Consider the following 12,659-nt stretch of genomic DNA (forward strand, 5'->3'; position numbering starts at 1 on the left):
GCGGATATCCGAATGGGGAAACCCGGCCGTAAGGTCATCCGTACATGAATCCATAGTGTGCGGAAGCGAACCCGGTGAACTGAAATATCTAAGTAGCCGGAGGAAAGGACATCAACCGAGACTCCGTTAGTAGTGACGAGCGAACGCGGACCAGGCCAGTGGCCATCTTTGAGAAACCGGAACCGTCTGGAAAGTCGGGCCGTAGCGGGTGATAGCCCCGTACGGGTAAAGCTCAGAGTTGGTCCTTGAGTAGGGCGGGGCACGTGAAACCCTGTCTGAACGTGGGGGGACCACCCTCCAAGCCTAAGTACTCCTCAGCGACCGATAGTGAACAAGTACCGTGAGGGAAAGGTGAAAAGCACCCCGATGAGGGGAGTGAAAGAGACCTGAAACCGAATGCCTACAAGCAGTCGGAGGGGCTTCATGCCCTGACGGCGTACCTTTTGTATAATGGGTCAGCGAGTTAGTCTGTCGAGCAAGCTTAAGCCGTTAGGTGTAGGCGTAGCGAAAGCGAGTCTGAATAGGGCGTCGAGTTCGTCGGATTAGACCCGAAACCGGGTGATCTAGCCATGGACAGGCTGAAGGTGCGGTAACACGCACTGGAGGGCCGAACCCACGTCTGTTGAAAAAGACGGGGATGATCTGTGGCTAGGGGTGAAAGGCCAATCAAACTCGGATATAGCTGGTTCTCCGCGAAAACTATTTAGGTAGTGCGTCGTGTGATTACCGCCGGGGGTAGAGCACTGGATGGGCTAGGGGGGCGCGAGCCTTACCAAACCTAACCAAACTCCGAATACCGGTGAGTACAGCACGGCAGACAGACCATGGGTGCTAAGGTCCGTGGTCGAGAGGGAAACAGCCCAGACCTCCAGCTAAGGTCCCCAAGTTGCGGCTAAGTGGGAAAGGATGTGAGGAGGCCAAGACAGCCAGGAGGTTGGCTTAGAAGCAGCCATCCTTTAAAGAAAGCGTAATAGCTCACTGGTCTAGTTAAGCCACCTTGCGCCGAAGATGTACCGGGGCTCAAGCCGTACACCGAAGCTGAGGGCGTGGACTTGTCCACGCGGTAGCGGAGCGTTCCGTAGGCCTGCGAAGGGGGAGTGTGAGCTCTCCTGGAGGTATCGGAAGTGCGAATGCTGACATGAGTAGCGACAAAGAGTGTGAGAAACACTCTCGCCGAAAGCCCAAGGGTTCCTGCGCAAGGCTAATCCGCGCAGGGTGAGTCGGCCCCTAAGACGAGGGCGAAAGCCGTAGTCGATGGGAATCAGGTTAATATTCCTGAACCTGGTGGGACGTGACGAATATCGGAAGCCGTACATTCTTACTGGATTGAGTGTGCGGCCTGGATGTTCCGGGAAATAGCCCCACCGTATAGACCGTACCCCAAACCGACACAGGTGGGCTGGTAGAGCATACCAAGGCGCTTGAGAGAACAACGTTGAAGGAACTCGGCAAAATGCCCCCGTAACTTCGGGAGAAGGGGGACCTCCGCTTGGGCAACCAGGTGGGGGTGGCACAGAGTAGGGGGTGGCGACTGTTTACTAAAAACACAGGGCTCTGCGAAGCCGCAAGGCGCGGTATAGGGTCTGACGCCTGCCCGGTGCCGGAAGGTTAAGAGGAGAGGTGAGAGCTTTGAATCGAAGCCCCGGTAAACGGCGGCCGTAACTATAACGGTCCTAAGGTAGCGAAATTCCTTGTCGGGTAAGTTCCGACCTGCACGAATGGCGTAACGACTTCCCCGCTGTCTCCAACGTTGGCTCAGCGAAATTGAATTCTCCGTGAAGATGCGGAGTACCCGCGGTCAGACGGAAAGACCCCGTGCACCTTTACTACAACTTTGCAGTGGTATCAGGAAATGAATGTGTAGGATAGGCGGGAGGCTTTGAAGCACCGGCGCCAGCCGGGGTGGAGCCACCCTTGAAATACCGCCCTTTTGTTTTTTGATATCTAACCGCGGTCCGTGATCCGGATCCGGGACCCTGCATGGTGGGTAGTTTGACTGGGGCGGTCGCCTCCCAAAGAGTAACGGAGGCGCGCGAAGGTAGGCTCAAGCTGGACGGAAATCAGCTGACGAGTGCAATGGCATAAGCCTGCCTGACTGCGAGGCCGACAGGCCGAGCAGAGACGAAAGTCGGTCATAGTGATCCGGTGGTCCCGCGTGGAAGGGCCATCGCTCAACGGATAAAAGGTACGCCGGGGATAACAGGCTGATACTCCCCAAGAGTCCACATCGACGGGAGTGTTTGGCACCTCGATGTCGGCTCATCACATCCTGGGGCTGGAGCAGGTCCCAAGGGTTCGGCTGTTCGCCGATTAAAGTGGTACGTGAGCTGGGTTTAGAACGTCGTGAGACAGTTCGGTCCCTATCTGCCGTGGGTGTTCGAGACTTGAGAGGAGCTGTCCCTAGTACGAGAGGACCGGGATGGACGCACCTCTGGTGGACCTGTTGTCGCGCCAGCGGCACAGCAGGGTAGCTAAGTGCGGAAAGGATAACCGCTGAAGGCATCTAAGCGGGAAGCCCCCCTCAAAACCAGGTCTCGCCGAGAACCGTGGAAGACCACCACGTCGATAGGCCGGGTGTGGAAGCGTGGCAACATGTGAAGCTAACCGGTACTAATCGTTCGATCGGCTTGATACCAAACTCATACAGAACCAAATACCGGACCGCAGAGCGAAAGCACTGCAGCCGAAGCAGACATCCAAAAACACGAACACCGTTCATCGCATTCCTCATTTATGACCTGGTGGTCATGGCGAGGGGCCCGCACCCGATCCCATTCCGAACTCGGCCGTGAAAACCCTCCGCGCCAATGGTACTTCGGCTCAAGCCGCGGGAGAGTAGGTCGCCGCCAGGTCATATATGAGGAAAAAATAAAACACCCTTAACCTCTCGCAATGACACACCCATATCGCGGGGTGGAGCAGCCCGGTAGCTCGTCAGGCTCATAACCTGAAGGTCGCAGGTTCAAATCCTGCCCCCGCAACCACTTTTATTATAACTCCATAGAATGCGAGATATAACAAGCACTTAAAAGGAATTCGGGGAATTCGGTCCCGCGTCCGCGACGGGGTTTTTGGTGTTTTCGACTCGGAGGAAGGAGATCGAGCGGAACCGGGATATCGGCTTTTCCTCCTATGCAGCCACGGCACCATGCGGGTAGGTGGCGCCGGCAACCTGATCGCGCTGCCGCTGCAATATGGCCCGCGCCTGGAGGACGACACACCATAGGCGATGGTAGCGCCAGTCACAACAATAACACGCCAGTGTGGACCAGATTATGACGTTTGGTCGCCGGACAGGTGAGCATGACGGGCCGTTGGCCTTCAAGACGGGCGATATTTGGCGCGCTGGTCGTCGACACGCTTGGCTTTCGAGAGCGCGCGTTCCAGCGTGTTCGGCGCCAGCACCTCGACATCGAAGTTCACGCTCGTGTCGTTCTTGAGCTTTTTCCTGATGCGGTCCTTGAGCTCGGCATCGAAGGCCGCCCAATCGTCCTTTTCGAGGTTCGGGTCGCGCTCCACGCAGACCGTCGCATGATCGAGTGGGCCCCTCTTGGTGAGAACGATCTTGAACTCCACGCCGGTGCCGGGAACTTCCAGAAGCGAACGTTGAACCTGGCTGGGATAGACGTTCGCTCCCCTGATGAGGAGCATGTCGTCGAGCCGGCCATAGACGCCAGCTGGTAGTCGTGGGTAGGTCCGGCCGCAACCGCAGGGCTCGTATGTCATGTGGGATTCGTCGCCGGCGAAAAACCGGATCATCGGCTGCGACTCTCGCCGCAGATGGGTGTAAACGATCGCGCCGCTTTCCCCGTCAGGCATCCGCCGGCTCGGATCGTCCTTGGCAACGATCTCGGTCCAGACCTCGTCCTGCATGACATGGACGCCGCCGCCCTCTTTGCATTCGGCATTCGTCGCCCAGGGCGTCATCTCAGAAGTCGTGGCCATATCGCGCACCTTGATTCCCCATCCGCTCTCCAATGCGTGTCGAGTTCCGGGGATCGAAGAGCCCGGCTCGCCGATGAAGATGCCGAGCTGTAGAGGCGAAGCGACGGCGTCGTAGCCCAGGCTTCTGGCCGTCTCCAGCATGTGTAGGGCATAGGTCGGCGTCGTGATCAGGACGGTCGAGCCAATACGATGCATCAGTTCCAGTTGGCGTTCGGTCTCGCCCGCGCCGAGCGGGAAAGCCGTGGCGCCAAGCCGCTCGACCCCGAGCAACGCTCCCCAACCGCCCATGAAAAGACTGAAGACGGTGGCCAACTGCACAACGTCCCCAGGCCTGACGCCGCACGTGTAGAGGCCCTGGGCCATGACATTCGCGATATAGTCCCAGTCCTTTCGCGAAAAGGCATAGAGCGTTGGCTTGCCGCTCGTACCAGACGAGCCATGGACGCGGATGACGTCAGACATGTGGACGCCGAGGTAGTCGCCGAAGGCGGGATGAGCGACCTGACTGTCCCGAAGCATCTGTTTGGTGATGATCGGCACACGCTTTGTGAAGTCGTCAAGCGACCGGACCTGGTCCGGATGAAAGCCGTGCTGATCGTAGTGCCGTCGATAAAAACCCAGATTCTCATAAACATAGCGCAACTGCTTCTGGAGCAGAGTCAGGACCTCTGCTTCCCGCTCCTCGCGCGTACGGGTCTCCTTGGCCCGATCCCAATATAGTTCGTCAGGCATTGGCGTTTTCCTCCTTGATGCTGTCATTCCCGCGGGCTTCGGTCGCGCCGCGGCTGCGTTTGCGCTCATTTCCCATCAAGCACATGTCCATTGACGGCGCGGAAAAGGCCGAAGAACGCGTCGATGACTTCTCCGACCTCGGCAAAAATTCGCTCGCATAGATGTCGATGCGTCTGGTACGGGAGCGCTCGGTCGCGATTGCAACCTGATGTTGGTTCGACCGCCCGGGACGCGGTAAGGCGATGGAGCAATGTGCGCGACCGAGCGCTGATTGCGGCCATTGCAGGCACACGGCAGCGCAATGTCGGCCAGCAAGAACAGGATCCCGGCATGGCAGACCCCGAAGCCGCCAGCATATCCTCCCTTATCATCATGCCGATACGGGAGCGGCCCGGGCCTGCATCGATAAGGCGGATGCCAAAAGCGCGGGCTGACACGGTCGCCCTCCAGAATCACCCGGCACGACGCTCCCGCGATCGTCTGATCCGCACTCGATGATCCTTTCGATTTCTGCCCTAGCATCTCAATTCCTTTCCTATTGATTATCACGACCTGCAATGCTAAACAATCGTTCACTTAGCTATGCCTCGAAAGGAAATCTCTTGGCTGCGACGAATGCAAAGCGACAGTCCAGCCGGTGGCCGGCGTTGCTGGATATCGCGGCGGCGCGGTTTGCCGAGCAGGGATATCACGCCACCACGATCCGGGAACTGGCGGCCGCCACCGCCATGACCCCCGGGGCAATCTATTTCCACGTCGCGACGAAGCAGGATCTTCTGGTCGCGGTCTACGAGGAGGGAGTGCAGCGCATCATTGAGCGGGTCGATAGTGCCGTGGCCGGCGAAACGCGACCGTGGCAACGCCTGGAGAAAGCCGTGCTTTCGCATCTTGAGGCGATACTCGATGCAAGCGCCTATGCACGCGTGGTCATCCGCATTTTGCCGAACGACGTGCCCGAGATCTCGTCCGAACTGAAGGTGCTGCGCGATCGTTACGAAGAGCGCTTCAGGTTGCTCTTCGCCGACCTTTCTCTGCCGCCGGCTCGGGATGCCGATTTGGCGCGGCTGTTCCTTCTCGGTGCGATGAACTGGACGCCGGTGTGGTACCGCGCCGATGGCGGCCGCGGACTGGCGGCAATTGCTCAGGAACTTCTCGCGCCCTTGCGCACGATGCTCGATGATCATCAGGGGAGCAGCCGGTGATGGGCGCCGATTTCCCGCATACACCGCCGCGCGTACTGGTCACCAAGATCGGCCTTGACGGTCACGACAGGGGCAGCCGGATCATCGCCGCGTTCCTGCGCGATGCCGGGATGGAGGTGATCTATACCAGCCCCTGGCAAACGATCGAAGCGGTCGTCGCGCTTGCGACGGATGAGGACGTGGATGTGATCGGTGTCAGCTCGCTGGCGACCGATCATCTGCTGATCCCCAAGCTCATGACGGCGCTGCGCGAGGCCGGGCTGGAGCATGTGCCGGTAGTGGTCGGCGGTATCGTGCCCGACGAGGACGAGGCCGAGCTGCTGGCCGCCGGCGTGGCCAGGGTATTCCACCCCGGCGCTCGCCGCGAGGAGATCGTGGCCGAGGTCGGAAGGCTCGCCATGACTTCCAGGAAGGGCCGCGGCTGGATTGAGGAAAGGTCTGTCATATGAACAAATACGACAACCCAACCGCGACAGCATGGTTCGACATCAATACCGCGGCAGAAACCTGGCGGCGAAGCCATGACTCTGCGATTGGCATGGACAAGACGCTGAAGAACCGGTCACGGATCGAGGTACAGCCGCTCTACTGGCCGGCCGACGACCCGGACGGCAATTATGCCGAAAAGCTGGGATTTCCCGGGGCCAACCCGATGACGCGCGGCATCTACCCCACCATGCATCGCGGGCGGACCTGGTCTCAGCGCCAGTTGATCGGCCTTGGCAGGCCGGCCGATTTCAACAGGCGGGTCAAAAGGATTCTGGCTTCCGGCGCCACTGCGCTCAGCATCATTCCGTGCAACTCGGTCTATCGGGGACAGGATTGTGATGAAGTCGATGCCGCGCTTCTGGGGACTTGCGGCACCGTGATCAACACGGTCGACGACATGGATATCTGCCTGCAAGATATTCCCATCGACGAGCTTTCCATTGGCCTCAACGACCCCAGCCCATTCACGATGCTGGCGCAGATGCTGGTGGTGGCCGAGAACCGCGGCATCGACTGGACCAAGATCAGCGGCACCTCTAATCAAAGCGACTACATCTCGCATTTCGTGGCCAACCACATGTTTTACCGGCTGTCTCTGACGGGTGCGCGGCGGGTGTTGCTCGACACGATCGAATTCCTTGCCGAACACGTACCCAACTGGAATCCGCTGTCGGTTGTCGGCCAGCACATGCAGCAGGCCGGCGCGACCCCGGCCGAGGCGATGGGGCTCACCTTGTCCTCGGCGATCCAGTATGCCGAGGACTGCAGGGCCCGCGGCATGGACCCGGAGAAGTTTCTGGAACGTTTCACCTTCTTCTTCGACATCTCGATCAGTTTCTTCGAGGAGGTGGCCAAGTTCCGCGCCGGGCGCCGGATATGGAACCGTCTGGTCGGCGAGCGCTTCGGCGTAACCAACCCGCGAGCGAAGCGGTTCAAATTCCACGCCCAGACCTCAGGTTGCGATCTGACCCGCCAGCAGCCTATGAACAACATCGCCCGGGTGACCGTGCAGGCGATGGCCGGCATCCTGGGCGGGCTCCAGTCGCTGCATACCGATGGTTATGACGAGGTGGTGTCGACCCCCAGCGAGGCCTCGGCGAAGATCGCGATTGCCACCCAGAACATCCTCAAGCACGAGGCGCATCTTTGCGATGTGATCGATCCCTTGGGCGGGTCCTACTATGTCGAGGCGCTGACCGATGCGATGGAGAAGGAAATCCTCAACGTGATCGCCCGGATCGACGCCGAGGGCGGGATGTTCAAGGCGGTTGAAAGCGGTTTCGTGCAAAGGATGATCGGGGTGAGCGCCTTGGAGTTTCAGGATCAGGTCGAGAGGGGCGAACAGATTGTCGTCGGTGTGAACGCCTATCAGGAGGAGGAAGAGGCCTCGGCCCGCCCGGCTCTGAAACGCCCCGATCGGGCTCACATGGGGGCACAAATTGCCCGGCTGACCGAGATCAAGGCTGGCCGCGATCGGAAGGCGCTGGCTACCGCGCTTGGCGCACTACGCGAGGCGGCACGGTCGCAGACCGAGAACGTCTTTGCCGCCGAAATCGATGCGGTTCGCGCTGGCGCGACGCTTGGCGAAATCGTCACAGTGCTGCGCGAAGAGCTGGGTTTCGGCCAGCCGCTGATCGTGGCCTGACCGCAGTGGACGGCATACTGAACGAGAAAGCGGCGCTCGCCGCGCGGCTTCTGGCGGGGGATCGGGTGGCGCTGGCCCGCGCCATGAGCCTGGTCGAAGCTGAGGCCCCCGCCGCACGCGCGCTGCTCGAGGCAATCCGCCCGCATCTGGGGCGCGCGGTCGTTGTGGGCTTCACTGGGCCGCCGGGCGCTGGAAAATCGACCCTCGTCAATGGCTTCATCGCAGAGATGCGGGTGCGCGGCAAAGCCGTCGGCGTGGCGGCGGTCGATCCGTCCAGCCCGGTCAGCGGCGGTGCGATCCTGGGCGACCGTATCCGTATGGCCGAGCATACGCTGGATAAGGGCGTTTTCATCCGCTCGCTGGCATCGCGCGGGCATTTGGGCGGACTTTCGGCGTCAGCGGCGCGGGTCGCCGATCTGATGGACGCCGCAGGATACGATGTGGTCCTCCTGGAAACCGTTGGCGCCGGGCAGTCCGAGGTGGAAATGGCCGAACTTGCCGATGTGCGCGTCGTGGTCTGTGCGCCCGGCCTGGGCGATGATGTTCAGGCGATGAAGGCCGGCATACTCGAGATTGCCGACATCCTCGTGGTCAACAAATCCGACCTGCCACTCGCGCAGCGTACGCAGCAGCAGTTGCAAGCAATGCTCGGCCTGCGCGCTCCGTCGGACTGGACCGTGCCGGTGCTGGCAACCAATGGGATCGACCGTATTGGCGTGCCGGCGTTGGCCGATGCAGTGGAGCGGAAGGCCGCGCTGCGCAGCTCCGGGGGCGCGCGCGATGGGCTGAGCGGTCGAACCCGCCGCCTGCTTGCGCAAAGTCTGGCCCGGCTTGTCGAGAAACGGCTGATGTCTGACCGAAGTCCCGAGGTCGCGGCGATCATAAACTCGCTCCAGACCGGCGAGACCTCCCTTCAGAATGCTTGCGCGCAGACCCTTGAGCTCTTGCGGGAACGCTCTCAAACATGAATGAACAAAAGCTGGAACTCCCGCCGCTCGAAGTTCTGAAACGGCAGTTCGCCACGCGCGACGGCTTCATGCGCGCGCTTGGCGCGGAACTGCTCGAGATTGGCCGGGGCCAGGCAAAGGTTCGCATGAAAGTGCGGGCCGAAAGCCTAAACTTCAACGGGACCTGTCACGGCGGCGCAATCTTTTCGCTGGCCGATTGCGCCTTTGGTGTGGCCTCGAACAGTTACGGCCGTCTTGCCGCCGGGATCGACTCGCATATCACGTTCAGCGCTGCGCCGCGCCTTGGCGACACGCTGACCGCCACTGCGCGCGAAATATCCCGCTCGCGCAAGATTGCGGTGTACCGGATCGACGTCGTGGGCGAGGAAGCGGGTCATGTCTCGTCCTTCACGGGGACGGTCTACATCATCGGAGACCCGAACTTCACGTGAGATGAGCGCGGGGAGTGACGGGTGCCGGAAGGTATGGGTAGCGAACAAACGAGGTAGATTAACCATCCATAAAGGATGCTGACTCGCAATACGGCGCCACCGAAAGGGCCGAGGTGGGGCGCGGCGGGATGCTGGAGGCGGCGGTCGCCCTGTTTCGGCGGCGCGGCGAGAACACCGTGTCGCTTCGGGCCATAGCTTGGGCGGCAGCGATCGAGGCCGGCAGCGTCGAACCCTCACCCCGACAGGGTGACCGGATACACCGGAATCGGTAACCGGATCAACTCGGAATCCCCGACCAGATCACACCGGAATACGCATCTTCGCGGCCGCCGGCGCCGAGTTGATCGGCGGCGCACTCGTGGTGGGCGTATAGCGAGGCCGCAAATTCCAAAGAGCTAGCTAAACGGGGGAGGTGAATGCGCAAAATCGCGCCGGCAAGCTTCACGTCACCCATGTCACCGATGCCAATCTCGACTATCGCGGCTCAGTAACGCTCGACCCCGACCACCGCGAAGCGGCCGGTATCCTGCTGATGGAGTTCGTGGACATCCGGAACAAGAATTCGGGCGTGCGGATTTCGACCTATGTAATCCTTGGCGAGCGCAGCTCGCGCTGCGGCGTCCTCAATGGCGCGGCCGCCCGCACCTGCCAGCCGGTCGACCCGGTCATCATCTGCAATTCGGTCTATGCCGACGAAGTCCGGATCACCGGGATCAAATCGCGCATCCTGACCTTCAACTCAACCGTGACAACCGCGTAAGAGAAGTGTCGACCTATTCGCTCGAGTCCAATGCCCGCGGCAGTTATAGCTTTTCGCGCTCAACGGAAAAGCCCCTCACAGACTGGTTTGCAACAGGCTTCACGCGCACACTGCACTGCAGCACTGGGTGCCGCCAACTGAGGGACGGAGATTGATCCTTGGGTGGCGCCCGAAAGTTCAAGAAGATAAATGCGTGCATCAGCGAAGCAGTGATCCGATTTCTTCCAATGAAGCAACCGACCAAAGTCTGCGGGAGACGCGTGTCCACCCGTCGCCATCAAGGACGCCACCATACTCTGCCAGACTGCGCGCTTTCTTTGCAATTTCGCCGCGCGTCAAGGTATTGCCGGGATCTCCTTTCGGTTCTTCGATACGGTCTGTCAAAACCGTTCCGCCTTTTGTCGCCACCGATACTTTCCCCATCCAGGTTGCCGGGTAGTTCTGCTCCACTTCCGGGTCGAAGACCATATCGACCCGTCGCATGAACTCTCGTACCGCTTCATCCTCCAGGACCGTATCGAATTCGCCCAACCCGGCGCGCCGATGCACGGCAATAAGCCCGAGCGTAGCAGGCATCGAGAATTTCGCCTGATGCACTGTGGCAGGCCGCACGACCGACCCCAGCACGTCGATTGCCGCCTGGTGAACATAAGCGGTGACATGCTCGATATCGTCGGCGCGCAAGTCGTGCTCCTGCACAATTTTGAGTAACGCGTCGGCGGCAGGGTGCGTGTGGCGGCATGAGGCATGAAACTTGAACGAGGTCTCGGCGAGCGCCCATCTCACGCCGAGGCCGGCGGTTATTTTTGTCGTGTCGCAGTTCTGTGACATTCCTGCGCCCATGCCTTGTTCGCCCTCCAGGATGCGACGCGCGCCGGTAAATCCCCGTGCTGCGAGACTTGCTGCAGTCAGCCCGTTGGCTGCGGCCTTCCCGGTGTGGAGCTGCTTGGAATCGGCGGCGTCTCGGAGAAATTCCCATACACCCGCAGCCTGGGTTCCGGCCGAGCCGAAAGCGTTGAGCATCTGCTCCGAACCCAACCCGAGCAGCCGGCCCGCAGCAGCAGCCGCAGCGAGAGTGCCCGCAGTTCCCGTTGTGTGAAAGACCTTGTAGTGCGGAAGGCCCAGATATTCGCCGACGCGAATGCCGGTCTCATAGCCGGCGACGCATGCCGTCAAGAATTCGCGGCCACTCGCGCCGATATTCTGGGCCACGGCCAGTGCGGCGGGAAACACCACCGCCCCCGGATGGAACACTGAACCGTTGTGCACATCGTCCTGTTCAGAGACGTGTGAAGCGGCGGCGTTCACCATCGCGGCGAATAGCGGCGAGGTCGTGCGGCCGGAGATCAACACCTCCGACCGGCCGTTCTCACGGCCCATTTCCTTTGCGAAATCGTCAATCGCAAGGATCGCGCGATGGCGTGCGCCTGAAAGGGCCGATCCGGCCCAATCGACAAAGAGGTCTACGCACCGTTCGACGACATGTTCGGGAATGTCCCGAAAGGTCAGCGTTGACGCGAATTCAGCCAGTTCGGCAGTGCCCTGTTCGCCAGAGCGCTTCCGGCTCGTCTCGGTTCCGCTCAACATCTTCTCCCGTGAATTCGATCGTTTGTTGAAGCGATCAGGTCTGATAAACGCCTTGCATTGTTCTCAGTCCGTCGGCTGTCTCGCACCACACCGTGCCTTCGGTCGACGTCCCCTGCTGGCACAGCCTCAACATCTTGCCGCTATAGCATGGTGCCAAGCCCCGATAGCTGAAAACCGCCGGTATGCCGCCACATGCCTTCGCGGCCAGATTGACAAGTAATGTAGCCTGCAGCGGCCCATGAACCACCAAGTCTGGATAGCCCTCGATTTCGCAGGCATAGGGACGATCGTAGTGGATACGATGGCCGTTGAACGTGATCGCTGAATAGCGGAACAGCAAAACGGGATCGGGCGTTAGGACCTCCTGCACGCGCTTTTCCGCCTCGGGCGGAACAGCAGATGCGGGCCTGGGCACCGTGCTTGCCCGATAGACGATGTTCTGGGTCTCGACAACAGCGATTTCGCCGTCAGCGATGTAGTTGTGCTTGACCGTAACCAACACCAGCGGGCCACTGCGCCCTTGTTTCTGGGTCACATCGGCGATGACTGACCGGCGCTTGACGGTTCCCACCGTAGGCAGCGGCCTCAGATGCCGCAACTCGCCACCGGCCCACATGCGCGAAGGCAAAGGCACAGGAGGCATAAACCCGCCCCGGGCCGGGTGTCCGTCCGCTCCAAGCGTCTCGAGTTCGGCCGTAGGCAGTGTGAGGCACCAGTGGAGGCCCAGTGGTGCGTGCCCTGCCTCGGCGGGCGCGAGCCACCGGCCCAAGGTCGCGCGGTACCGTGCCAGCAGTACGTCGCTAATGGTTTCCGAAGCGCTCTCCTCAGTGCCGATCCAGCCTCGCAGATGATCAATGTCGACTTGGGTTGTCATCCGCGCTCCTCCCGTTCCGGATTGCT

At 60.7% G+C, this 12,659-nt stretch carries 8 protein-coding genes, 1 tRNA gene, 2 rRNA genes and 1 pseudogene (1 of these 12 only partly in view); 9 read left to right on the plus strand and 3 right to left on the minus strand.

Annotated features, from left to right (window positions below; all coding sequences use genetic code 11):
* From ACOOE1_RS20825 to ACOOE1_RS20835, 3 genes are all read left to right on the plus strand, one after another.
* Nucleotides 1-2,635: ribosomal RNA gene (locus tag ACOOE1_RS20825) — 23S ribosomal RNA — on the plus strand; it begins 107 nt to the left of the window's first position.
* Between the two features lie 102 nt (nt 2,636-2,737).
* Nucleotides 2,738-2,852, plus strand: a 5S ribosomal RNA gene (rrf, locus tag ACOOE1_RS20830).
* A 55-nt stretch (nt 2,853-2,907) separates the two neighbouring features.
* Nucleotides 2,908-2,984 (plus strand) — tRNA-Met (locus ACOOE1_RS20835).
* 337 nt (nt 2,985-3,321) lie between these two features.
* Here the strand turns inward: ACOOE1_RS20835 and ACOOE1_RS20840 are convergent.
* Nucleotides 3,322-4,677 carry a phenylacetate--CoA ligase family protein gene (locus ACOOE1_RS20840; protein WP_420404122.1) on the minus strand — a complete coding sequence of 452 codons (1,356 nt, stop codon included), beginning with the start codon at nt 4,675-4,677 and terminating at the stop codon, nt 3,322-3,324.
* 647 nt (nt 4,678-5,324) lie between these two features.
* Between ACOOE1_RS20840 and ACOOE1_RS20845 the strand changes: the two genes are divergently transcribed.
* From ACOOE1_RS20845 to ACOOE1_RS20870, 6 genes and pseudogenes are all read left to right on the plus strand, one after another.
* On the plus strand, nt 5,325-5,879 hold the full coding sequence (locus tag ACOOE1_RS20845) for a TetR/AcrR family transcriptional regulator (protein ID WP_420404123.1): 555 nt from the start codon (nt 5,325-5,327) through the stop codon (nt 5,877-5,879).
* The gene (locus tag ACOOE1_RS20850; protein ID WP_420404124.1) at nt 5,879-6,328 is read left to right on the plus strand and encodes a cobalamin B12-binding domain-containing protein; all 450 of its coding nucleotides are present in this window, start codon (nt 5,879-5,881) and stop codon (nt 6,326-6,328) included. Before ACOOE1_RS20845 ends, ACOOE1_RS20850 begins: the two co-directional genes overlap by 1 nt.
* Nucleotides 6,325-8,013 (plus strand): acyl-CoA mutase large subunit family protein, encoded by a 1,689-nt coding sequence (locus ACOOE1_RS20855; RefSeq protein WP_420404125.1) that lies wholly within the window; start codon nt 6,325-6,327, stop codon nt 8,011-8,013. The genes ACOOE1_RS20850 and ACOOE1_RS20855 overlap by 4 nt, the downstream gene beginning before the upstream one ends.
* A 5-nt stretch (nt 8,014-8,018) precedes the next feature.
* Entirely contained in the window at nt 8,019-8,981 is a 963-nt protein-coding gene (gene meaB, locus ACOOE1_RS20860) for a methylmalonyl Co-A mutase-associated GTPase MeaB (RefSeq protein WP_420404126.1), read from the plus strand.
* Nucleotides 8,978-9,412: a PaaI family thioesterase gene (locus tag ACOOE1_RS20865; protein WP_420404127.1), complete on the plus strand. Its 435-nt coding sequence runs from the start codon at nt 8,978-8,980 to the stop codon at nt 9,410-9,412. Before meaB ends, ACOOE1_RS20865 begins: the two co-directional genes overlap by 4 nt.
* A gap of 412 nt (nt 9,413-9,824) precedes the next feature.
* A pseudogene (locus ACOOE1_RS20870) lies at nt 9,825-10,148 on the plus strand (aspartate 1-decarboxylase); the annotation flags it as partial.
* A gap of 222 nt (nt 10,149-10,370) precedes the next feature.
* Here ACOOE1_RS20870 and ACOOE1_RS20875 read toward each other — a convergent pair.
* Both ACOOE1_RS20875 and ACOOE1_RS20880 read right to left on the minus strand, forming a co-directional pair.
* On the minus strand, nt 10,371-11,756 hold the full coding sequence (locus tag ACOOE1_RS20875) for an MmgE/PrpD family protein (RefSeq protein ID WP_420404128.1): 1,386 nt from the start codon (nt 11,754-11,756) through the stop codon (nt 10,371-10,373).
* Nucleotides 11,757-11,793: 37 nt separating this feature from the next.
* Nucleotides 11,794-12,633 carry an FAS1-like dehydratase domain-containing protein gene (locus ACOOE1_RS20880; RefSeq protein WP_420404129.1) on the minus strand — a complete coding sequence of 280 codons (840 nt, stop codon included), beginning with the start codon at nt 12,631-12,633 and terminating at the stop codon, nt 11,794-11,796.
* Between the last annotated feature and the right edge of the window lie 26 nt (nt 12,634-12,659).

This window comes from Nisaea sp., assembly GCF_965216895.1.
Classification (GTDB): Bacteria; Pseudomonadota; Alphaproteobacteria; order Thalassobaculales; family Thalassobaculaceae; genus Nisaea.

Excerpts from the sequence above, each read along its gene's own strand:
- ACOOE1_RS20840 (WP_420404122.1), bottom strand. The coding sequence starts at position 4,677 with ATGCCTGACGAACTATATTGGGATCGGGCCAAGGAGACCCGTACGCGC.
- ACOOE1_RS20880 (WP_420404129.1), bottom strand. The coding sequence starts at position 12,633 with ATGACAACCCAAGTCGACATTGATCATCTGCGAGGCTGGATCGGCACT.
- ACOOE1_RS20865 (WP_420404127.1), top strand. The coding sequence starts at position 8,978 with ATGAATGAACAAAAGCTGGAACTCCCGCCGCTCGAAGTTCTGAAACGG.
- ACOOE1_RS20850 (WP_420404124.1), top strand. The coding sequence starts at position 5,879 with ATGGGCGCCGATTTCCCGCATACACCGCCGCGCGTACTGGTCACCAAG.
- ACOOE1_RS20855 (WP_420404125.1), top strand. The coding sequence starts at position 6,325 with ATGAACAAATACGACAACCCAACCGCGACAGCATGGTTCGACATCAAT.